Here is a 23,854-nt window from a genome sequence, read left to right as displayed (position 1 = left end):
GTTACTCTCAGCAGAGGAATATTTTTGTCAAACAAGATGTTAAGTTAACTGAACCGCCGGATGCGGAACCGCATGTCCGGTGGTGTGAGAGGTCGGCGGCGAAAGCCGCCTCCTACTCGATCGAACTAATGTTCGCATCATATATACAATTTTAAATTTCCATGATATAATATCTCTTACATTTGAGTGTTAATTCGTCCACGTTAGTTTTACTACTTTTTATCAGTCTATAAAATATCGGGTGGTGAACAGAATTCGTCGAGAGGCATATTCGGCTAAAATCAGAGAATGTGCTTCGACGAATTTCTGACTGATAGACGAACTTTTTTGATATAAAAACCAGGAGGTGCTTTTTTGCAGAATTCACAACAAATATTCAAATTACACTCCGAATACCAGCCTACAGGCGACCAGCCCCAGGCAATCGAAAAACTGGTCAAAGGCTTTCAAGAAGGCAATCAATGCGAGACTTTGCTGGGCGTTACAGGTTCCGGCAAGACCTTTACCATGGCAAATGTTATTGCACAGTTAAATAAGCCAACCTTGATCATAGCGCACAATAAAACACTTGCAGCACAGCTGTACGGTGAGTTTAAGGAATTCTTCCCTGAGAATGCAGTAGAATATTTTGTCTCCTACTACGACTACTACCAGCCGGAGGCTTACGTGCCGTCTTCGGATACGTATATTGCAAAGGACTCTGCGCGGAACGATGAGATTGATAAGCTGCGGCTTTCCGCGACTTCTGCACTGAGTGAGCGGAACGATGTCATTGTGGTTTCCAGTGTTTCGTGTATCTATGGAATCGGAAGCCCGAAGGACTACATGGAGATGATTATTTCGCTCCGCCCGGGAATGGAAAAGGACCGGGACGATGTGATCCGGCAGTTGATTGATATTCAGTATGACCGGAATGATATGGATTTCCACCGCGGTACGTTCCGCGTGCGCGGTGATGTATTGGAGATTTTTCCGGCGGAGGAGACGGACAAGGCGGTGCGCGTCGAGTTCTTCGGGGATGAGATTGACCGTCTGGTACAGATCGATACGCTGACGGGTGAAATCTTATGTGAACTGAACCACATCGCAATCTTTCCTGCCTCCCACTACGTTGTGCCGATGGACACGATCCTGAAAGCAACAGGCGAGATTGAAAAGGATATGGAAGAGCAGGTGAAGTTCTTCAAGCACGAGGGAAAACTGATCGAGGCCCAGCGCATCGAGGAGCGGACCAATTTCGATATTGAGATGCTCAAAGAAACCGGCATCTGTTCCGGCATCGAAAACTATTCGCGTTACCTCTCCGGATTAAAGCCAGGCGAGCCGCCCTACACACTGATGGACTATTTCGGAGATGATTTCCTCATCATCGTGGATGAGTCGCATAAGACTGTTCCGCAGATCCGCAGCATGTATGCCGGCGACCAGTCGCGGAAATCGACGCTGGTGGACTATGGATTCCGTCTGCCGTCCGCAAAAGACAACCGCCCGTTGAACTTCGGCGAGTTCGAGAACCGGATCGATCAGATCCTCTTCGTATCTGCCACGCCGGGCGACTACGAGGCAGACCACGAGCTGCTGCGCGCCGAACAGATCATCCGCCCGACCGGCCTTCTCGACCCGGATGTCGAGGTGCGCCCGGTGGAGGGACAGATCGACGATCTGATTTCGGAAGTAAAGAAAGAAACTGAAAAACACAACAAAGTTCTCGTGACGACGCTGACGAAGCGTATGGCAGAGGATCTGACCGACTATATGAAAGAGGCCGGCATCCGCGTGCGCTACCTGCACTCTGATATCGACACCCTGGAACGGACCGAGATCATCCGTGATATGCGTCTCGATGTCTTCGATGTGCTCGTCGGCATCAACCTTCTGCGTGAGGGTCTCGACATCCCGGAAATCACACTCGTGGCGATCCTGGATGCCGATAAAGAAGGTTTCCTGCGTTCCGAAACCTCCCTGATCCAGACCATCGGCCGTGCCGCGCGAAACAGCGAGGGCCATGTTATCATGTACGCCGATGTGATGACCGATTCCATGCGCCTCGCGATCGACGAGACGAAGCGCCGCCGTGCCCTGCAGGAAGCCTACAACAAAGAACACGGCATCACTCCGACCACCATCAAAAAAGCCGTCCGCGATCTCATCAGCATTTCGAAAGAAGTGGCAAAGACAGAAGAAAAGATGGAAAAAGACCCGGAGTCCATGAGCCGCGAAGAACTGGAAAAACTGATCGGCCAGGTACAGAAACAGATGAAAGCCGCTGCCGCCGAACTCAACTTCGAAATGGCCGCCGAGCTGCGTGACAAAATGATCACACTGAAGAAGAGCCTGGATGACATGGAAGAATAAAAAATCAGAAATAAAAAAGAAGAAAAGAGCATGAAAAAAGCGTGCCGGAAAAGCGACAGAAAACTTTCCGGCACGCTTTTTTGCGTCCGATTTTGATTCCTTCTTGTTCAGAATTGACGCAAAATAAGAATACCATTATAATATAAAATACGACCAAACAGTCGTATCAAAACGCAAACACAAAAATAAAAAAGACAACAATAAAAAAATCAATCGCCGAATTTTCTCTTTTTACTGGAGACACCCAGCAGATAGTCGACCGAGCAGTCATAGAACCGTGCAAGCTGGATCACATAGTCGATCGGGATGTCGCGGATTCCTTTTTCGTAGCGGGAATAGACGTCGCGGTTGCATTCGAGCAGGGCAGAAATCTCTTTGATGGTGAGATCCTGATCGATCCGCATATCTTCAATTCTCTGGTATTTCATACGTTGTACCATCCTTTCAGATTCAAACCCATACTACCAAACGGTTGGATGGACAAAGTTAAATCAGATCATATGGTCGCAAATTGGAGAATGGGGCGGGAGAGAGAAACGGCGGGTGAAGACAGCCTGTGCAGAAAACAGAAAAATATGTACGGCAGAAATGGGGGAACGAATGGGAAAAGCAGAAAGAATAGAAATAGAAGATTTTGTCCAGAATATAGTGGAACGGATGGAGACGCCGGAAGCGTTTGAAAAAATGATCAGCCGGGAGGAAGAATGCGGAGCGCAGGGGCAGGAGAGCCGTCTGAGGGATGTGCTGAAGAAAGAATGGCCGGTGGACGAAAAGGGAGAGCGCATCTATCAGATCACTAATATATATGAAGAAAAAGCAGAAGAACTCCTCATTGTAGAACTGTATACCGGCATCCACCTGGAAAACGGAGTCCCGTGCGGGCATTTTACGCTGTATCTCTGCGGGGAGCCGGACGGATGGAAACTCAGCGAAACGCGGATGATGGAATATCTGCAGAATCTGTAAACGAAAAAGCAAAACAGGGAGGACAGGGAAAAGAAAAACTGTCCTCCTGCTTTTGCTGCGGCGGAGACACCGGAAAGTCAGGATCCATACGGCCGCTTCTCATCGCTGATGCCGACCAGATAATCCAGACTGACCTGATACAGCTCCGCCAGACGGATGGCAATGGAGATCGGCAGCTGCCGGACGCCTTTTTCATATCGGGTATACACATCGCGGTTGCAGCCGAGATAGTCGGCAACCTGGCGGATCGTCAGATCGTGGTCCGTGCGCAGATCCTCCAGTCTCTGATATTTCATGATTCATCACCTCTGAGAAAATGCTACTAAATGGTCGTATCGAAATGGCAGAATCCTACCATACGGCTATAGCGCCTTTGAAACAGTAGAATGCAATAAAAAAGAAAAGTCAGATTCCTTTTCAGAAAGAAAACGGTTTATACTTTTTTCACAATTTCTTCATAGAAAAACCGGGAAAAGGTGTTGACAAACAAAAGGCAGAGTGCTATCTTAAGAGCATAGATGTTAGCACTCCACTGAAACGAGTGCTAACAGGACTATACAACAGGAAGGAGCTTATCTTAGTGGATACAGAATTGGATGAAAGAAAAAGAAAAATATTAAAAGCGATCATCCAGACGTATCTGGAAACGGGCGAGCCGGTCGGCTCAAGAACGATTTCCAAATACACGGATTTGAATTTAAGCTCCGCCACAATCCGGAATGAAATGTCCGATCTGGAAGAGATGGGTTACATCTTACAGCCCCACACTTCCGCAGGACGCATTCCTTCCGATAAAGGCTACCGCCTCTATGTAGATGAGCTGATGCGGGAAAAAGAACAGGAAGTTGCAGACATCAAAAACATGGTCATTGAAAAAACAGACCGAATGGAAAAAGTTCTGCAGCAGGTTGTCAAAGTCCTCGCTTCATCTACCAACTATGCAACGTTGATTACAGGACCGGAATATCACAGAAATAAAGTGAAATTCATCCAGCTCTCAAAAGTCAATGAAGAGCAGCTCCTGGCCGTCATCGTCGTAGAAGGCAACCTGGTGAAAAACCAGATGATCGACCTCGACGAGACCATCAACGATGAACAGATATTAAAGCTGAACCTGCTTCTGAACACACAGCTCAATGGCCTGACCATTGAAGAAATCAATCTTGGCATGATCAAGAAGATGAAAGAGCAGGCAGGCATCCACTCCGGCATCATCAGCAAAGTGGTCGATACCGTAGCGGAAGCCATCGCAGTCAGCGAAGAAGATGTGCCGGTGTACACCAGCGGCGCAACCAACATTTTCAAGTACCCTGAGCTTTCCGACAGCAGCAAAGCCAGCCAGCTGATCTCCACATTCGAGGAACGGCAGAAACTGGTCGATATGATCAAAGGAGCTGCCGAGGAGCAGGACGGAGAGGAAAATACCGGTATTCAGGTATACATCGGAAATGAATCTTCGATGGAACCCTTACGGGACTGCAGTGTGGTCACCACCACATACGATATGGGAAACGGTATGCGCGGAACAATCGGTATCGTGGGACCAAAGCGGATGGATTACGAAAATGTGGTAGATAACCTGAAAACATTAAAAGTTCAACTGGACGCCGTCTTCAAAAAGCCGGACACAGGTGAGTAGAAAGGTGGAATGATCAGTGAGCGAAGAAAATAGAAAGAAAGAGGAAACCATGGAAGAACCTACACGCGAGATGGAAAAAGAAACCGGAGCAGAGACCGATCTGCCGGAAACCGAACCGGCTGCGGAGCAGGAAGAAGCAAAGAAAGCAGCAGAGGCAAAAGAAGCGGAAGCTGCAGAAGAAACTGCTGAGGATGGCAAAGAACGAAAGTTCTTCAAAAAGAAAAAAGATAAAAAAGATGAGAAAATCGAAGAGCTGACTGACCGCCTGACCCGTCAGATGGCAGAGTTCGATAACTTCCGCAAACGCACCGAAAAAGAAAAAGCAAATATGTATGCCATTGGAGCAAAAGACATCATCGAGAAGATTCTTCCGGTTGTTGACAGCTTCGAGCGCGGACTTGCAACGGTGGAAAACCCGGAGGAAGATCCGTTCGCAGACGGCATGAATAAAGTATACAAACAGTTTACCACAGCACTCGATGAACTCGGTGTAACCGTGATCGAGGCCGTTGGAAAGGAATTCGATCCGAATCTGCACAACGCAGTGATGCATGTGGAGGATGAGGAAGCCGGCGAGAACATCGTCGTAGAAGAGTTCATGAAGGGCTACATGTACAAAGGTTCCGTAGTCCGTCACAGTATGGTCAAGGTGGCTAACTAAGCTTGAAGATAAATAAATAGAAATTAAACCATTTTTTAGCATAATTCATTGAGGAGGAAACAACAATGGGCAAAATTATTGGTATTGACTTAGGAACAACAAACAGCTGTGTAGCCGTTATGGAAGGTGGAAAACCAACCGTTATCGCAAACGCAGAGGGTGAAAGAACAACTCCATCTATCGTAGCATTCACAAAAACAGGTGACCGTCTGGTCGGCGAGCCGGCAAAACGTCAGGCTGTAACAAACGCAGACAGAACCATCCGTTCTATCAAACGTGAGATGGGTACTGACTATAAAGTAGACATCGAAGGAAAGAAATACTCTCCGCAGGAGATCTCCGCTATGATTCTTCAGAAACTGAAAGGTGATGCAGAGAACTACCTTGGTGAGAAAGTAACAGAAGCAGTTATCACAGTTCCGGCTTACTTCAATGACGCACAGCGTCAGGCAACCAAAGATGCCGGTAAAATCGCAGGTCTTGATGTAAAACGTATCATCAACGAGCCTACCGCAGCAGCTCTGGCATACGGACTGGACAACGAAAATGAGCAGAAGATCATGGTATACGACCTTGGCGGCGGTACTTTCGATGTTTCCATCATCGAGATCGGTGACGGCGTTATCGAAGTTCTTTCCACAGCAGGAAACAACCGTCTGGGCGGCGATGACTTCGACCAGAAAGTAACAGATTATATCCTTGCTGAGTTCAAGAAACAGGAAGGCGTAGATCTTTCCAATGATAAAATGGCTCTGCAGAGAATCAGAGAAGCAGCAGAGAAAGCAAAGAAAGAGCTTTCCAGCGCAACTACAACCAACATCAACCTGCCGTTCATCACTGCAACCGCAGATGGCCCGAAACATCTCGATATGAACCTGACAAAGGCTAAATTCGATGAGCTGACCCACGACTTGGTAGAGAAAACCGCAGAGCCGGTACAGAGAGCACTTTCTGATGCAGGCCTTCAGGCATCCGAGCTTTCCAAAGTCCTTCTGGTAGGCGGATCTACCCGTATCCCGGCTGTACAGGATAAAGTAAGACAGCTGACCGGACACGAGCCGAGCAAGAGCCTGAACCCGGATGAGTGCGTAGCACTTGGTGCTTCCGTACAGGGTGGTAAACTTGCAGGAGACGCCGGCGCAGGCGATATCCTTCTTCTGGATGTAACTCCGCTGTCTCTGTCCATCGAGACCATGGGAGGTATTGCAACTCGTCTGATCGAGCGTAACACCACAATCCCGACCAAGAAGAGCCAGATCTTCTCAACAGCAGCAGATAACCAGACAGCAGTAGATATCAACGTAGTACAGGGTGAGCGTCAGTTCGCGAAAGACAACAAATCCCTCGGCCAGTTCCGTCTGGATGGAATTCCGCCAGCAAGAAGAGGCGTTCCGCAGATCGAGGTTACCTTTGATATCGATGCCAACGGTATCGTAAATGTATCTGCAAAAGACCTTGGAACAGGAAAAGAGCAGCACATCACCATCACCGCAGGCTCTAACATGTCCGACAGCGAGATCGACAAAGCAGTCAAAGAAGCTGCTGAGTTCGAGGCTCAGGATAAGAAACGAAAAGAAGCAATCGACGCAAGAAACGATGCAGACTCCATGGTATTCCAGACCGAGAAAGCAATCGAGGAAGTCGGCGACAAGCTTGATGCAAACGACAAAACAGCAGTAGAAGCTGACCTGAACGCACTGAAAGATCTCATTGCAAAATGCAATCCGGAAGAAATGACCGATGCACAGGTAGCTGATCTGAAAGCAGCTCAGGAAAAACTGATGACAAGCGCTCAGAAACTGTTTGCAAAACTGTATGAGCAGCAGGGCGGAGCAGCAGGCGCTGGTGCCGGAACAGCAGGTGCAGGCCCGGATATGGGAAATGCAGGAGCAGCAGGCGGCCATGACGACGATGTCGTAGACGCTGACTACAAAGAGGTTTAATTTTCGGCATGTCACACTCCGTGAAAATACCGACTGTGAGTTGAAACAATAAGTAAATAAACGCAAAAAGCCCTGTGAGGCGAATGTTTGCAGGGGACGGAAAATACATTCCGCCCCCTGTATTTATGCTGGTATTGCTTTCGGAAAAGTGCTATACTGGAGCGTGCGGAAAAACATTTCTGCAAAGATGAAATTTGTGGAACAGAAATGAAAAGGTGAACATAAATGGCAGAAAAAAGAGATTATTACGAGGTCCTCGGCGTAGACCGCGGAGCGGACGATGCAACATTAAAAAAAGCATACCGTAAACTGGCCAAGAAATACCATCCGGATATGAACCCGGGCGACAAAGAGGCCGAGGCAAAATTTAAAGAGGCGACAGAAGCCTATGGCGTGCTGAGTGATCCGGACAAACGGCGTCAGTACGATCAGTTTGGCCACGCTGCATTTGAAAACGGCGGTGGCGGCGCAGGAGCCGGCGGATTCGGCGGCTTCGACTTTGGCGGCGGAGATATGGGTGATATCTTCGGCGATATTTTCGGCGACCTGTTCGGTGGCGGCGGAAGCAGAAGAAGAGCAAACAATGGACCGATGAAGGGAGCAAACCTCCGCGCTGTTGTCCACATTACGTTTGAGGAAGCTGTTTTCGGATGCCAGAAAGAGCTCGAGATCAACCTGAAGGATACCTGTACAACGTGCCACGGAACCGGCGCAAAACCAGGAACTTCACCGGAGACATGCTCCAAATGTAACGGAACTGGTCAGATTACGTACACACAGCAGACCATGTTCGGTTCTGTGAGAAACGTGACGACCTGTCCGGATTGTAACGGAACCGGAAAGATCATTCGCGATAAATGTACCGCATGCCACGGCACGGGCTATACATCCAGCAGAAAACGCATTCAGGTCAACATTCCGGCCGGAATCGACGATGGCCAGAGCATCCGTATCCGTGAAAAAGGCGAGCCGGGTGTAAACGGCGGACCAAGAGGAGATCTGCTTGTCGAGGTTCAGGTAACCCGTCATCCGATCTTCCAGAGACAGGATATGAACATCTTCTCCACCGCACCGATTACATTTGCACAGGCAGCACTCGGCGGTGATGTGAAGATCAGCACCGTTGACGGAGATGTTCTCTATACCGTAAAACCGGGAACTCAGACCGATACCAAGATCCGTCTGAAAGGAAAAGGCGTTCCATCCCTCCGGAACAGCAATGTACGCGGCGATCACTATGTAACACTTGTCGTGCAGACCCCGACCAAGCTGAACGAAAAAGCAAAAGAAGCCCTTCGTGCCTTTGATGAAGCTTGCGGAAACCGTCAGGTGCCAGAAGCAAAAGCAGCCGATGGTGAGAATACCGCAGAACAGCCGAAGAAGAAAAAAGGGTTTATGGATAAGGTGAAGGAAGCGTTTGAGGATATTGATAAATAAAAAATCTATCTGTTTTTGTTCTCATTCGGACAAAATTTCTCACAGACTTGAGCATGTAGAATATGAAAAGTCTTTTCCAACACGCTCTAATATGAAAGAAATAGAAAATATGAGATAAATGAAAAGAAGAACCTGCAGGAGAAACAGGTTCTTCTTTTTTGACAAAATTTAAAAATACAGAATATTCAGAAAATTGCAAATATTGATCTAAATCAAGAGAATGATGAGATGTGAAAAACTGTTCATGATATAATTAACAAAAATTGCATAGGAATAAAAAAAGATTGATGTTATGTAATGTAAAATAAAAAGGCAGAAAGGAAATAGAGCGGTTGGAAAATGAAAATACAGAAAAACAGGAGTTCTTCAAAACTTATTTAGGTATCAAAAATAAAAATGTGCTGAGCAGTCTGGAACAAATGGCGTATGTCTGGAAGGTGAAAGATAAGGAAGTTATCATTCGAGAAGGGGAACCGCTGCCATGCGTTCCTTTTCTGGTATCGGGCATTGTAAAAGGGTATTGTGAAAGCAAGGGAGATGGAAAAGAGCATGTTTCCTGCTTTGGTTATTTAAAAGGAGACATTGTTGTAGGAATTTCCAATTTATCCGTAAATGTGAAATCACTTTTGACGATAGAATCAATCAGTTCGTGTACCATGCTGTGCGTCCCGATACCAGAATTGTTGAAGTTGATTGAGCAATCGCCGGAAATGATGCGTTTATATAACCGTGCACTCAGCCTTGCATATAAAAAGCTAATTGAACATGAGGATATTGTTGCAAACCACAGGGCAAAGGAACGATATCAATATTTTGTTGATACCTATCGGGATCTGGTAGACGTTGTGAGTAAGAAAGATATCGCTTCCTATCTGCATTTATCGCCGGAGAGTCTGAGCCGTGTCCTGAAAAGCTATAAGGAAGAAAAATAGAAAAACGAATCGAAAAGTGATGCGCGCTGAGCGGAAAAATTTAATCAAATCAAGGAAATCCCTGTTTTCATTGAGGAAAGCAATAAGCAGTGAGGCGGGGAATTGCGTGAATCAGGAGGGGAAAGCCCTTATAAGAGAGAAGACGGCAGATCTAAAAAAAGCAGATCATAAAGTACAAAAAAGAAATGGAAGGGGAAGAAAAATGGCATTTTAGATGGAGTAAAAGGAAAAATTTCAAAAGCAGGATATTCAACTATGCAAAAAGCAAAGGATTTGTCGGAGATTACGAAACTGAATATGGCGGTTTCTGAATCGGAGACGAAAATCAATGAAATCTACAGTGAAATAGGATATAAAGTTTACTGTGCATATCGGGAAAATCCGCTGGAAGAAGTCAAAGAGGAAATTGGCCAGATCCGGGAGCTGGAAGAGGCTATGGAAGCATGCAAACTGCAGATCCAGGCAATCAATGCAATGAACAGCTGCCCGCGCTGCGGTGCAAAAATCAAACCGGAAATGATGTTCTGCAGCAGCTGTGGAATGAAACTGCAGAGTGAAGAACAGGAAACGGTGGAAGAAGAACAGGAACGGCCGGCTTTTTGCAGTGAATGCGGAGCACCGCTGGAACCGGATATGAAATTCTGTACGGTTTGTGGACATAAAGTTGACGAGTAAAATCGAGAGCGTGTTTGAAAAAGCAAAGCACAGAAGAGAAGATCAAATCAGACAGCAAAAAGATAAATGATCCAAAATAGGGAGGTGGATTTTGGATCATTTATTGCAAAGAAAAAAGATTTGTGGATAAAAAGGGACAGGAGAGGAAAACAAGTATGAAAAAATGCCCGGTATGTGGAAAAGAGTGGTCAGATGCGACAAGATTTTGCGGAAGCTGTGGAGCAAAACTGGAGGATGGAAATATTGTAGTGCCAGATATAGTGCCGGATGATGGGAAAGAGGAGCAGAGAAAAAAAACAGAGCCGGTCAAACCGAGTGTGAAAAAAACGATAGAACCTGTCAGAACGAAAACGAGGGAAACAGCAGAAAATAAAAAGATAGCAGAAGAAAAAGAAGAAGAAAAAAACACAGCTGAACGTAAAAGAGCAGAATACAATAAATCGGACGCCGTGCTGCCGGTAAAACGCAGAAAAAAAGGATGGAAAATTGCGACAGCACTTGGCCTGACTGCAATAGTGGCAGTCGGAGCAGTAGTTTTCTGTGTGAAGTCCGGGGAAAACATGGAACACCCATTTGTAGAATTATATGGGGACAGTTATGAAATTCTCACGAAAGAAAAACTGGGACATACCATAACCATTACAGACAATGGGCTGGACTGGTGAGAAGAGATCCCTATTACCTATTGTGGAAAGCAGAGTAGCAGTGTCCTTACAGAGTAAGAGAGTGCAAAAAATCTGGAAAATTATATTAGGACTCTATTCAGAAGTAAAGATACGATGAGAGAAAAAGGAGTAGAGAATATATGAAAAAAGCAGGAAGCCGAATTTTGATCATTACTTTTGGAATTATGGCGGCTATAGCAATTTTATATCCATGGAAGTTTGTTCCGGAATATGGAATACTCCAGATGACGGAATCAGGGGAAAAAGCTGGAAAAACAGCGGAAAGCCAGGAGTCCGATGAGGAATATATGCAGGTGGCAGATCGTGCAGTCGAAGTATTATTTACAGGAGATACCGATACGCTTCTGAGCCTGTTGCCGGAGCGGTATTTTGGCCAATATGGGGAAACGTTACAGTGGATCATAGAAAATGCAGTGGAAGAGGAACTTCAGAAACTGCAAGATGAAGTTGGGGATATACAAATTACCCATTGGCCAGTCAGATCAGAAAAACAGTCCGAAGGCAACATGGAAAAAATAAAAAGTCATTATGGAGAAGAAGGAGATACGGTCACCGATGCAAGAAATGTGTTTGTGGAAGTGAGTGCATCCGGCATAGAACCGGAAGAAATGGAGATAGCGGTTGTTGAAATTGACGGAAAATGGTATCTCGACTCTGAGGGTTGGGACGATGGATCGAAAGAAAACTATGACGACGAAGACGACGAAGAAGAAGATGATGATGATACATGGTCGGATGATGAAGACGATATAAGTTCAAATGCGGAGACGTCTCATACATTGGAAAATATGAAATTTTCTGATGCAAGAGAATTTCAGGATGGACTTGCCTTTGTAAGAATTCACGGAAAGGGGGAATCTTACAAAGGCTTTCTGGATAAAAAGGGAAAGTTAAAGTTTTATATACCTTTTGATGAAGATGCAATTGATGCAGATATTTATCGGTACGATGTGAATTTTAATAATGGTTATAACTGGTTCGTCTATGACAATATTTTTTATGTGATTGACACGGATGGAATGATAAAAAGCCAGTATGATGCAGACAAAGTGGCAGATTACGGCGGTGGTTATACCTGGCTGGAGGAGGAAGAAAATGTATCCTGGGATGATGCCGGGTTTTGGAAATATACACTGTATAGTCCGGAAGGGGGTGAAGTGTGTGATTATACAGTCAGCAATCAGGACCTGGAAAATCTGAGTTTTAAAAGATCCTACATGGGTGATGGAAAATTTCTGTATAAAAAAATGGACGGTACGAAAGAAGTCTGTGTTCTGGTTGAGCCGGAACTGGGAAAAGAAACAGAGTTAAACGTTTCGTTTGACAAAGCAGAAGAACATGGAATGCGGGACGGACTTATCATAGAAACGGGCGCAATGGACGATGGATATTGGGCAGGGGATGAAAATCCGTTTCATATTACAGTGATCGGGAATGGAGAAGAAAAAGAAATTGAAATCCCGAGTCAGTATCTTGGCCCGTTTGGCGGATATCCGACTCTGCTCGACTGGACAAAAAAATATGCACTTTTTACGGTAAGACAGGACGACCAGGACATTTATTTTTTGTGTGATCTGGAGACAGGCGATATCAAAAAATATACAGGAAAGTATGCGCCGTATTTTAAATATTATTCCACTACAACAAGCTGCATCGAGGATAATGTTCTTGCACTTTCCATGTATGGGGAAGATAATCAGTTTTATGTCTGCCTGATCAATGCGGATACCATGAAAGAAATTGCCGATCCGATTGCCGGAGAATCTTTTTCCATGGAAGATAAGACATTACTGATCGATCAGAAAGAATTGTATGATTTAAGCGGGAATCTGTTATATACCGTTGAGGATGGAAAAAAAGGAGAACTGGTCAGTGATGGAATCCTGCAGGTAACATACAGCGAGGAAGAAAAAGAGACTGTGGATGGTGAGTCGGAATATGTCGAGGTAGATAAGACAGATTATTACGATCTGAAAGGCAAAAAGTTATTTTCGGAAATGGATACAGCAGATAGCAAAATGGTGCTGGAACCATCCGAAGAAGTATAAAAATAGAGCAGAACAGGAGAATTTTCAGATGAAAACAAAAGCAAAATACGTCATTGTAATTCTGTTTTTATGTACGATACCACTATATTTCTGCAGAATGATCGGCTGGAAAGATGATGCCATCCGGCTTTACGATGTGATTCTCTATGGAATGGAAAGCCAGGAAGGAGACTCTTTTGTCGGAGGGATGATCTGGAAACTGATGCAGGAAAGTGTCTTTGAAAATATCAACGCATGGTTGATTGGAACAGCGGCAGTAACGCTTGTGGGATCAGTTCTGGTTACTCTGTTAAATGGAAAAAAGACCTATGTTCTGGCAATTGTATTATCCATCGTGACAAACGGGGGTCTTGCGTGGTCAATGCAACGACTCAGCTGGGGATGGAAAAACAAGGTTGATTATAACGGCCAGATGACAGGAATGCCGCTTCGCATGGAATTTGTGTGGGTGTGGATAGCACTTCATGTTCTGATTCTTATATTTGCACTGTGGGGAATGGTTTCTAAAGAGAAAAGTGCTTCAAAGAAAAGTATTTCAAGAAAAATTGAGCCGGAAAAAATCAAATCAAAAAAAACGGAATCGAAAAAAATCAAGCCGGAAGAAACCGTATCAAAGAACCCGGCAGCTTCGAAGATGCGGTCAGCGTGTCCCTCCTGCGGAAGAATTCCGAAAGAAGGAGAAAAGTTTTGTACGCGCTGCGGATCAAAACTGCAATAAGAGGAGCAGAAAATGAAAAAGGAAATCAAATGTCCCAGGTGCAGACGCAGGATTCAGAAAGAAGATGCCTATTGCCAGTACTGTGGCTGCCATGTGGCGGAAGAAAAAAAGAAGAAGAGAAAAAAGAAAATTCGAAGATTTCTGGTACTTGTCATTGTGATTGTGCTGTTTTTAGGTATTCTGCTTGCCATTGCAGTTGGATCACAGAAGAAGCAAATACAGGGATGGAAAGAAAGACAACTGGAAGAATGGAAACAAAAACAGGAAAAAGTGCAGGCAGATGAAGGTGACCAAAGCCAAAAACAGAACAAGAATCAGAATGGAGAACAGTCGCAGGATAGTCAGGATGTGAAAGAGCCAGGCACAATGAAAAAATGTGCCAATGGGGATACGGTTTATCAACCGTCGGTAAGTACCGTTTCTTATGATGAAGATACCGGCCTGTTGTACTACGAAAATCTGCTGATTGTTTATCTGATAGAAAACAGCAGCCAGGAAGAGCGGGAAGCACTTGCAGTAAAGGTAGATGGAACGCTGGTTGGAAATATGAGCGGAAGCATGAACGTGATTGAAATCCTGGTGGAGGACACCGCGTATGCGGATCTGGAACAGAAGGCTGAAATTCTGATGGAAGAAGAAAATGTGCTCTACAGTTCGACGGAAATTCCGATGATGATGGAAAATACTGCAGATGAGAATCCATGGGAGGCAGGAGAACAGGATAAAAAGAATAATGACCATAATGAAAGCAAACCAGATGGAAATGACTGGTGGGCAGAGGCAATTGGAGCATTTTCTGCATGGGACTATGTTGATTCCCACGAGCAGGATCTTGCCAATGTGGCGGTCGGCATTATGGATGATGGAGTTGATGCGGAACACGAAGAATTTCAGAAAAACGGCGAAAGTAAAATTCACTGGCTGGAAGATTACAAAGAAAATCTGGCATTTGACCATGGCACACATGTGACGGGATTGATCGGTGCGGAAAATAATCAGGCCGGAATCCGTGGTGTGGCAGATCGGACGGATTTGTATTTTGTGAGCTGGTGGAAAGAAGATCTCTTCAGTACAGGAGAATATGTAAATGTAACAAAACAGATGATTGAAACGATGCTAAGTGAACATACGGCCTGCGTGGTGAATAATTCATGGGCAACTGTGATACAATCCAGAGAGCAGTATTTAAAAGATACGCTAATCGGGGAAAGACCGGTATGGGAAGAAAAAATAGCGGAGTTTCTCATAGAAAAAGGGAAGATTGATCAGAAATATGAGTTGTACGAAAGTTATCAAAAGGAATTAGAAACGAGCGCAAAATGCACTTCCAGTCAGATGATAGTGATGCTTTTTGAATTGCTTTTAAATCAACAGGAAAGATTTTTAATTGTCCAGAGTGCAGGCAATGGGTATGATAACGGTGGTGTGGGATTTGATGTTCAAAAGACAGGAGATTATTGCGGAATTAATGAGGAGGTTTATAACAGACTGGATGGAGAAACTCATAGATTAAGCAGAAGCGGATACTCCTATGAGAAAATTCGAAATCATATCCTGATTGTAGGTGCAGTGCAGGAAACAGAAAAGGGATATCAAATGACAGAATTTTCAAATTATGGTTCCAATATAGATATTGTTGCACCTGGATATGATGTTTACAGCACGATTACAGAAAAAGATGATTCCTATACCGAAGAAAATCCAGGCCATAAAAATCTTAGAACAGTGAAAAACGGGATTAAATATGGAAATCTGTCTGGAACATCCATGGCGGCCCCACTGGTTTCCGGTTCTGCGGCTGTTCTGTGGTCTGTGGCTCCGGAACTTTCGGCGGAGGAGGTAAAAGAGACACTGATCTCCACAGCCGGAACCGCAAGATCAACCTGTCAGGAGGACAAGCGGGAAGAGTATCCGATGCTGAATCTGAAAGCTGCTCTGGAAAAGGTGGCAAAAAAAGATGCAACACATGTAATACTGGAAACCTTTTATAATAACGGAGAAAAAACGCATGACCTGTTTGCTTCAGAAGAAAATCGGGATCAGGAGTATGCTGTGATTACCGGATTGGATCAGGATGAAAATGTAGTATGGACCATTGAGACAGAAAAATCTCCGGCAGCGGAGATAACAGCCAATACAGAAATTGGAATTTATGAAGACAGGTATTATTATGCGCATTGTGGAGTTATTTATGCCGTACGCCTCCGGGACGGAAAAGAAATCTGGCACAGTGCATCATCACATGGTTCCATGACAGGAACGGATTTCGGACCGGACGGAACACTTTATTACTGCTCTTTCTATGGACCGGATTTTGGCGCAATTGATAAAGACGGAAATGAATTGTATGAAGTAGAAAGTTTCTATCCGGGATACTATTGGGCATATGAAGTACATTACGAAGGTGATTATGTTGATGTGAAAATGGACGGTACACCGTCCGGAGAAGAAACGGTGATCCGTGTCAATCTTTCTGACTATTCTTATTCTGTGGTACAGGAGTAGAAAACATGATTCCAGGCATAAACCCAAGGATAGACTGAAACATGAGTCTAGGCATAAGCACGGGATAGGACAAAACATAAGATAAAGTATAATGGGATGCCGCAGTTCGGGAAAAAATCCGGATTGCGGCATTTTTTTGCTGTCATGCACACGAACAAAAGATCCAAGGGGAGCTTTTTAGTGAAAAAAGAGTGAATTTGCACACAGGAAGTCCGAAATTTGATATAATATGAGAAATTTGAGGGAGATAAAAATTTTTTAACCGAATCATCGCTAACTACAGATATCCATTCGATGAACAGGAAAGGGACAGGGGACTTTATTTATGAAATTTCGACCATGTATTGATATCCACAATGGAAAAGTAAAACAGATTGTTGGGGGATCCTTAAAAGATCAGGGAAACCAGGCAAATGAAAATTTTGTTTCGGAGCAGGATGCGTCTTACTATGCGCAGTTATATAAAGAAAAAGGGATCACCGGAGGTCATGTGATTCTTCTGAACAAAAAAGATTCCGAATATTATCCGGAAACAAAGCGGCAGGCGCTGCTGGCACTTTCTACGTATCCGGGCGGACTGCAGGTTGGCGGCGGTATCGACGCGGAAAATGCCTGCGAATTTCTGACGGCCGGTGCAAGCCATGTGATCGTGACATCGTATGTGTTCCGGGATGGCCATGTATTCTATGAAAATCTCGAAAAACTGGTAACGACTGTTGGAAAACAGCGGCTGACCATGGACTTAAGCTGCCGGAAACGAAACGGGAAATATTATATTGTAACGGACCGCTGGCAAAAGTTACAGAGGAAGAAGTAACGGAACCGCTCCTGCATCATCTGACGGAATACTGTGATGAATTTCTGATCCACGCGGTAGATGTCGAAGGAAAAGCATCCGGTATCGAGACAGAACTGGTGGAATTACTTGCGAAAATGAAAGATTTCCCTGTTACATATGCCGGCGGCGTCGGAAACTTTGCGGATCTGGAACTGCTGAAAAAGGTTGGGAACGATCATGTGGATGTGACGATCGGAAGCGCACTGGATCTGTTTGGCGGAAACATGAAATTTGAAGACGTACTGGAAATGTGCAGAAGGTAAGGAAAAAGATAACAAGCAAAGAAAATAACATGACAGGATAAAGTGTGTTTGATTTCCTCATATAGATGCGAGAAAAAATGGACGGAAAGAAAGAATCACAAAAATTGCAGGAAAAAACTCTAAAATATTCATGAATTTTCTAAATACTATTGCAAATAAAGACAACTATTGCTATAATTAGAGTTACTTACAGGGGAAGTGAAAAACCTGTAAAATTTGAGAGCAAAGGGGTTGGGCATAATGAAAATTACCATCAGCGGAAAAAATATTGACGTGACAGAGGGATTAAAAGCCGCGGTCAATGAAAAACTTGGCAAACTGGAGAAATATTTTACGCCTGACACAAATGTCATTGTAACCTTAAGTGTAGAGAAAGAAAGACAGAAAATTGAGGTTACCATTCCGGTAAAAGGAAATATCATCCGTTCCGAGCAGGTAAGCAACGATATGTACGTATCCATCGATCTGGTAGAGGAAGTCATCGAACGCCAGCTTCGCAAATACAAAAACAAAATTGCCGACAAACAGCAGGAAGCAGGAAACTTCCAGAAAGAATATCTGGAGCATGACTATCTGGAGGACGAAGACATCCAGATCATCCGTACGAAAAAATTCGGCATGAAACCAATGTATCCGGAAGATGCCTGCGTACAGATGGAACTTCTTGGACACACCTTCTTCGTATTCCGCAATGCAGAGACCGACGAAGTAAACGTCGTTTACAAGAGAAAGAACAACACCTACGGTCTGATCGAGCCGGAGTGCTGAAAAGTAAATAAAGAATGAACAGTCACCCTGTTTCCAGCTTAGAAAAGCTGTGAAACAGGGTGACTTTTTCGCGGAAAGGGCCGGAAAGTCCGGGAAAAGCCGTAAAAACAGCGGAAAACCGGGGAACGGCACCAAATGTTTACGAAAAATTCATTGTTATCTTGTGCCAGAAGTGGTAGAATAGTACCATATGTTAATATGGCAATTAATAGAGAAAGCAGGAGCAAACATTCTATGAAATTCACAGAAAAACTTTTTGGTACGCACAGTGAGCGCGAGCTGAAACGAATCTATCCAATCGTAGACAAAATCGAAGCTCTCCGCCCGACCATGCAGGCGCTGACCGATGAAGAGCTGCGTGCCAAGACAAAGGAATATAAAGACCGCTACAACGGAGGCGAATCCCTGGATTCCATTCTCCCGGAAGCATTCGCAACCGTCCGCGAGGCAGCAAAACGTTCCCTCGGTATGGAACACCACCGCGTACAGCTGATCGGTGGTATTATCCTCCATCAGGCCGTATCGCTGAGATGAAAACCGGTGAAGGAAAAACCCTCGTTTCCACCCTTCCGGCTTACCTGAATGCACTGACCGGACGCGGTGTCCACATTGTTACCGTCAACGATTACCTGGCAAACCGAGATGCTGAGTGGATGGCAAAGTCCACAGATTCCTCGGTTTGACCGTCGGTGTCGTTCTGAACGATATGAAGAACGATGAGCGCCGCCAGCAGTATGCATGCGACATCACCTACATCACCAACAACGAACTTGGTTTCGATTACCTGCGTGACAACATGGTGATCTACAAAGAGCAGCTCGTACAGAGAGAGCTTGCTTACTGTATCATCGACGAGGTCGACTCTGTCCTGATCGACGAGGCAAGAACACCTCTGATTATTTCCGGACAGAGCAGCAAATCCACCAAGCTGTACGAGACCGCAGATATTCTGGCACACCAGATGCAGCGCGGCGAGGCAAGCGGCGAGATGACCAAGATGACCGCGATCATGGGCGAGGAGATCGAGGAGACCGGAGACTTCATCGTCAACGAGAAGGACAAATTCGTTACCCTGACCGATGACGGTGTGAAGAAAGTCGAGAACTTCTTCCATATCGAGAACCTCTCCGACCCGGAAAACCTGGAAATCCAGCACAACGTCATCCTGGCACTGCGTGCCAATTATCTGATGCACCGCGACAAGGATTACGTAGTCAAAGACGACGAGGTTCTGATCGTCGATGAGTTCACCGGCCGTATCATGCCGGGCCGCCGTTATTCCGATGGTCTGCATCAGGCAATCGAGGCAAAAGAGCACGTAAAAGTAAGAAGAGAGAGCAAGACTCTGGCAACCATCACGTTCCAGAACTTCTTTAACAAATACGAGAAAAAAGCCGGCATGACCGGTACTGCTCTCACCGAGGAGCAGGAGTTCCGTGACATCTACGGCATGGACGTTATCGAGATCCCGACCAACCGCCCGGTCATCCGTGTGGATATGGACGATGCCGTATACATGACGAAAAAAGAGAAATTCCACGCAGTCGTAGAGGAAGTCAAAGAGGCACATGCCGTGAACCAGCCGGTTCTGGTTGGTACCATCACCATCGAGACTTCCGAGCTGATCAGCAAAATGCTGCGCCGCGAGGGAATTCCGCATCAGGTCTTAAATGCGAAGTTCCATGAGCTCGAGGCAGAAATCGTAGCGCATGCCGGTGAGGCAGGAGCCGTTACCATCGCGACCAACATGGCCGGCCGTGGTACCGATATTAAGCTGGATGATGTGGCAAAAGCTGCCGGCGGCTTAAAGATCATCGGCACCGAGCGTCATGAGTCCCGCCGTATCGACAATCAGCTCCGCGGTCGTTCCGGCCGTCAGGGAGACCCGGGTGAGTCCCGTTTTTACATTTCCCTGGAAGACGATTTGATGAGACTCTTCGGTTCCGAAAAACTGATGGGCATTTTCAAATCCCTCGGCGTACCGGAAAATGAGCAGATCGAGCACAAGATGCTTTCTTCCGCCATCGAAAAAGCGCAGAAGAAGATCGAGGGCAACAACTACGGAATCCGTAAAAACCTGCTCGACTATGACCAGGTCAACAACGAGCAGCGTGAGATCATCTACAAAGAGAGACGCCGCGTTCTGGACGGCGAGAGCATGAGAGACACCATCTTCAAGATGATTGCCGATACCATCGACAATACTGTGGATCTCTGCATCGGCGAGAACACCGAGCAGTCCGAGTGGGATCTGACCGAGTTAAATGAGATGCTGCTCTCCATCATGCCGGTGAAGGCAGTGACAAAAGAGCGCGTAGAGAAGATTTCCAAAAACGAGCTGAAACAGCAGTTAAAAGAGGAAGCTGTTAAACTCTACGAGGAGAAAGAAGCAGAATTCCCGGAGGAGGAGCAGATTCGTGAGCTTGAGCGTGTCGTTCTTCTGAAGGTTATCGACCAGAAGTGGATGGATCATATCGATGATATGGATCAGCTCCGCGAGGGTATCGGCCTGCAGGCATACGGCCAGAGAGACCCGAAGGTTGAGTACAAGATGGCAGCTTACGACATGTTTAACGAAATGCTCGAGTCCATCCAGCAGGATACCGTCCGTCTCCTGTTCCATGTACGTGTTGAGCAGAAAGTAGAACGTGAGCAGGTAGCCAAAGTGACCGGAACCAACAAAGACGAGTCCGGCCCGAGAAAACCGGTACAGCGCGCAGAGCGTAAGATCTATCCAAACGATCCATGCCCGTGCGGAAGCGGCAAGAAGTATAAACAGTGCTGCGGAAGAAAACCGGTTTGATAAAAGCAGAACAGCAGTGAGACGGATGAGCACGATCCGTTTGACAAAGCACGCAGCTTCCCTACCAGAAGCTGCGTGTCATACAAAATATAAAACAGAAAGCAGGTGAAGCTTGTGGTAGTTGAATTAGACCAGTTCAAAATGGAACTTGGCACATACGATAAACCATTAGTGGAAGTGAGGGATTCACTTTGACCTCGCTAACAAAGAGCAGAGGATCGAAGAATTAGAGCGTAAAATGGAGGAACCCAATTTCTGGGACAACCCCGAAGAAGCGCAGGAGCAGATGAAACAGCTGAGCAGCATGAAAGAGGACAGAGATACGTATCAGAAACTGGTATCCGCCAAAGAAGATATGGAAACTCTGATCGAGATGGGACAGGAGGAGGATGACGATTCCGTTGTTCCGGAAATCGCGGAAATGATGGAAGAGTTCAAGGCATCCTTCGATGCCATCCGCATCAAAACCCTGCTGTCCGGCGAATTTGACAAGGACAATGCGATCATCAAACTGAACGCAGGTGCAGGCGGAACCGAGGCGTGCGACTGGTGCGGCATGCTGTACCGTATGTACACCAGATGGGCAGAACGCAAAGGCTTTACGATCGAGGAACTCGACTTTCTGGACGGTGATGAGGCCGGTGTGAAGTCCGTGACATTCCAGGTCAACGGCGAAAACGCTTACGGTTATCTGAAATCCGAAAAAGGCGTTCACCGTCTCGTCCGTATTTCTCCGTTCAACGCGGCAGGAAAACGCCAGACATCGTTCGTATCGTGCGATGTTATGCCGGATATCGACAAAGAGATCGATGTTGAGGTTCGTGATGAGGATATTCGTATCGATACGTACCGTTCCAGCGGTGCCGGCGGACAGCACATCAACAAGACGTCATCGGCGATCCGAATCACGCATATGCCGACCGGCATCGTGGTTACGTGCCAGAATGAGCGTTCCCAGTTCCAGAACAAGGACAAGGCAATGCAGATGCTGAAAGCAAAATTGTATATGCTGAAACTCCAGGAGCAGGCAGATAAGCTGAGCGACATCCGCGGCGAAGTAACCGAGATCGGCTGGGGCAACCAGATCCGTTCTTACGTTATGCAGCCATACACCATGGTCAAAGACCACCGTACCAACGCAGAGACCGGAAACGTCGATGCAGTCATGGACGGCGGAATTGATCTGTTTATCAACGCATATCTGAAGTGGATTGCCCTCGGAACCGGAGCGAAAGAGGAAGAAGCATAATTCGGCTGTGGGCAGAGCACAGTGACAAGTAAAATAAGGAGCATTTTCACCAACAGAGGACGGAAATGCTCCTTTCTGTTTTGAAGCCAAAGGCAAACAGGAGGTAAAAGTATGGGTATTATCAGAGCAGCAGTCAATGCAGTACACGGCAGTTTCGCCGATCAGTGGCTGGAGACCGTGGAACCGTATGAGATGGGGGAACATACGGTATTTACAGAGGGAATTCTGGTAAGAAAAGGCCAGAATAAAAAGGGAAGCCAGACGATTTCAAACGGTTCTGTGATCCATGTCTATGACAATCAGTTTATGATGCTGGTGGACGGCGGAAAGATCATTGATTACACCGCAGAGCCGGGCTACTTTACCGTAGACCAGTCATCGTCTCCGTCGATGTTCAGCGGATCGCTTGACGCAGCCGTAAAAGATACGTTTGAGCGCCTGAAATTCGGCGGCCAGACCCCGCATGAGCAGAGAGTTTTCTATATTAATCTGCAGGAAATCAAGGGAATCAAATTCGGAACGAGAAATCCGGTCAACTATTTCGACCAGTTCTACAATGCCGAGCTGTTCCTTCGGGCACACGGTTCCTATTCCATCCGCATCGTCGATCCGCTCCGCTTCTACGCAGAGGCTGTGCCGAGAAACGCATCCCGCGTAGAGATCGAGGATATCAACGAGCAGTATATGAACGAATTTTTAGAGGGCCTGCAGTCCTCGATCAATCAGATGGCAGCCGACGGCATCCGCATTTCGTTCGCAGCATCCAAGAGCGCCGAGCTGTCCCGCTACATGGCAGATGCGATGGATGAGAGCTGGCGGGCAATGCGCGGCATGGAGATCCAGTCCGTGGCAATCGCAAGCCTTTCCTACGATGAAGCTTCCCAGAAACTGATCCAGATGCGCAACGAAGGTGCGATGATGTCTGATCCATCAATCCGTGAGGGCTATGTACAGGGAGCGATGGCACGCAGTATGGAGAAAGCAGCAGCCAACCCAAACGGAGCCATGAACGGCTTTATGGGTGTTCAGATGGGCATGAATGCCTTCGGTTCCTCGTTTGCATCGGCGTCCGCTTCGAATCAGCAGCAGATGCAGCAGCAGGCGGCAGCCAAGGCACAGCAGGAAGCTGCAAAAGGCGTATGGAAATGCTCCTGCGGAACGGAGAATACCGGCAATTTCTGCTCAAACTGCGGCAGCGCAAAGCCGATGGTGTGGATCTGCGGCAAGTGTGGAACCGAGAACAGCGGTAAATTCTGCTCGAACTGCGGCAGCCCGAAACCGGAAGCGGCAGGAAAATGGGTCTGCGCATGCGGAACGGAGAATACCGGCAAGTTCTGCTCGAACTGCGGAAAACCAAGACAGTAAAAG

The 23,854-nt window shown here is 46.3% G+C and carries 17 protein-coding genes and 2 pseudogenes; 17 read left to right on the top strand and 2 right to left on the bottom strand.

Annotated features, from left to right (window positions below):
• Positions 1 to 354 precede the first annotated feature (354 nt).
• Positions 355 to 2,355, top strand: coding sequence for an excinuclease ABC subunit UvrB (gene uvrB / locus DXA93_RS15690; RefSeq protein WP_119208726.1), 2,001 nt, complete (start codon positions 355 to 357; stop codon positions 2,353 to 2,355).
• A 209-nt stretch (positions 2,356 to 2,564) separates the two neighbouring features.
• Here uvrB and DXA93_RS15685 read toward each other — a convergent pair whose 3' ends face one another.
• Positions 2,565 to 2,783: a helix-turn-helix domain-containing protein gene (locus DXA93_RS15685; RefSeq protein ID WP_055218399.1), complete on the bottom strand. Its 219-nt coding sequence runs from the start codon at positions 2,781 to 2,783 to the stop codon at positions 2,565 to 2,567.
• Between the two features lie 172 nt (positions 2,784 to 2,955).
• Between DXA93_RS15685 and DXA93_RS15680 the strand changes: the two genes are divergently transcribed.
• The gene (locus tag DXA93_RS15680) at positions 2,956 to 3,321 is read left to right on the top strand and encodes a hypothetical protein (RefSeq protein WP_147399560.1); all 366 of its coding nucleotides are present in this window, start codon (positions 2,956 to 2,958) and stop codon (positions 3,319 to 3,321) included.
• Between the two features lie 77 nt (positions 3,322 to 3,398).
• On the opposite strand, the gene DXA93_RS15675 is transcribed toward DXA93_RS15680, so the two are convergent.
• Positions 3,399 to 3,617: a helix-turn-helix domain-containing protein gene (locus DXA93_RS15675; protein ID WP_055218403.1), complete on the bottom strand. Its 219-nt coding sequence runs from the start codon at positions 3,615 to 3,617 to the stop codon at positions 3,399 to 3,401.
• A 284-nt stretch (positions 3,618 to 3,901) separates the two neighbouring features.
• Between DXA93_RS15675 and hrcA the strand changes: the two genes are divergently transcribed.
• The 15 genes and pseudogenes from hrcA to DXA93_RS15595 all read left to right on the top strand — a co-directional run bounded on the left by hrcA (position 3,902) and on the right by DXA93_RS15595 (position 23,851).
• The gene (gene hrcA / locus DXA93_RS15670) at positions 3,902 to 4,960 is read left to right on the top strand and encodes a heat-inducible transcriptional repressor HrcA (RefSeq protein WP_022461073.1); all 1,059 of its coding nucleotides are present in this window, start codon (positions 3,902 to 3,904) and stop codon (positions 4,958 to 4,960) included.
• 49 nt (positions 4,961 to 5,009) lie between these two features.
• The gene (grpE, locus tag DXA93_RS15665; RefSeq protein WP_022461072.1) at positions 5,010 to 5,621 is read left to right on the top strand and encodes a nucleotide exchange factor GrpE; all 612 of its coding nucleotides are present in this window, start codon (positions 5,010 to 5,012) and stop codon (positions 5,619 to 5,621) included.
• A 65-nt stretch (positions 5,622 to 5,686) separates the two neighbouring features.
• A complete protein-coding gene (gene dnaK, locus DXA93_RS15660; protein ID WP_117509603.1) occupies positions 5,687 to 7,564 on the top strand; it encodes a molecular chaperone DnaK in 1,878 nt (625 codons plus the stop codon).
• Positions 7,565 to 7,789: 225 nt separating this feature from the next.
• Positions 7,790 to 9,001 carry a molecular chaperone DnaJ gene (dnaJ, locus tag DXA93_RS15655; RefSeq protein ID WP_118595866.1) on the top strand — a complete coding sequence of 404 codons (1,212 nt, stop codon included), beginning with the start codon at positions 7,790 to 7,792 and terminating at the stop codon, positions 8,999 to 9,001.
• 332 nt (positions 9,002 to 9,333) lie between these two features.
• Positions 9,334 to 9,933, top strand: a complete 600-nt coding sequence (locus DXA93_RS15650) for a Crp/Fnr family transcriptional regulator (RefSeq protein WP_118595865.1) — start codon at positions 9,334 to 9,336, stop codon at positions 9,931 to 9,933.
• Between the two features lie 255 nt (positions 9,934 to 10,188).
• Positions 10,189 to 10,608: a zinc ribbon domain-containing protein gene (locus DXA93_RS15640; RefSeq protein ID WP_119208722.1), complete on the top strand. Its 420-nt coding sequence runs from the start codon at positions 10,189 to 10,191 to the stop codon at positions 10,606 to 10,608.
• A 155-nt stretch (positions 10,609 to 10,763) separates the two neighbouring features.
• Complete coding sequence (locus DXA93_RS15635; protein WP_118595864.1) at positions 10,764 to 11,273, top strand: zinc-ribbon domain-containing protein; 510 nt, start codon at positions 10,764 to 10,766, stop codon at positions 11,271 to 11,273.
• Between the two features lie 140 nt (positions 11,274 to 11,413).
• Positions 11,414 to 13,342 carry a hypothetical protein gene (locus DXA93_RS15630; protein ID WP_118595863.1) on the top strand — a complete coding sequence of 643 codons (1,929 nt, stop codon included), beginning with the start codon at positions 11,414 to 11,416 and terminating at the stop codon, positions 13,340 to 13,342.
• Between the two features lie 28 nt (positions 13,343 to 13,370).
• Positions 13,371 to 14,060 (top strand): zinc ribbon domain-containing protein, encoded by a 690-nt coding sequence (locus DXA93_RS15625; RefSeq protein ID WP_055228299.1) that lies wholly within the window; start codon positions 13,371 to 13,373, stop codon positions 14,058 to 14,060.
• A gap of 12 nt (positions 14,061 to 14,072) precedes the next feature.
• A complete protein-coding gene (locus DXA93_RS15620) occupies positions 14,073 to 16,565 on the top strand; it encodes a S8 family serine peptidase (protein ID WP_119208720.1) in 2,493 nt (830 codons plus the stop codon).
• 325 nt (positions 16,566 to 16,890) lie between these two features.
• Positions 16,891 to 17,666: pseudogene (gene hisA / locus DXA93_RS15615) on the top strand (phosphoribosylformimino-5-aminoimidazole carboxamide ribotide isomerase).
• A 240-nt stretch (positions 17,667 to 17,906) separates the two neighbouring features.
• Positions 17,907 to 18,434: a ribosome hibernation-promoting factor, HPF/YfiA family gene (hpf, locus tag DXA93_RS15610; RefSeq protein ID WP_055218411.1), complete on the top strand. Its 528-nt coding sequence runs from the start codon at positions 17,907 to 17,909 to the stop codon at positions 18,432 to 18,434.
• Positions 18,435 to 18,668: 234 nt separating this feature from the next.
• Positions 18,669 to 21,237: pseudogene (gene secA, locus DXA93_RS18990) on the top strand (preprotein translocase subunit SecA).
• Between the two features lie 141 nt (positions 21,238 to 21,378).
• A protein-coding gene (prfB, locus tag DXA93_RS15600; protein ID WP_117509617.1) for a peptide chain release factor 2 occupies positions 21,379 to 22,486 on the top strand; the annotation gives its coding sequence in 2 pieces (ribosomal slippage) (positions 21,379 to 21,429 and positions 21,431 to 22,486; 1,107 coding nt in all).
• Positions 22,487 to 22,597: 111 nt separating this feature from the next.
• The gene (locus DXA93_RS15595) at positions 22,598 to 23,851 is read left to right on the top strand and encodes an SPFH domain-containing protein (RefSeq protein WP_117813031.1); all 1,254 of its coding nucleotides are present in this window, start codon (positions 22,598 to 22,600) and stop codon (positions 23,849 to 23,851) included.
• Positions 23,852 to 23,854 lie beyond the last annotated feature (3 nt).

Source organism: Blautia sp. OF09-25XD (assembly GCF_003482095.1).
Lineage (GTDB): Bacteria > Bacillota > Clostridia > Lachnospirales > Lachnospiraceae > Fusicatenibacter > Fusicatenibacter saccharivorans.
The sequence above is the reverse complement of the archived record's forward strand: the minus strand, read 5'-3'. Positions and strand labels throughout refer to the sequence as shown.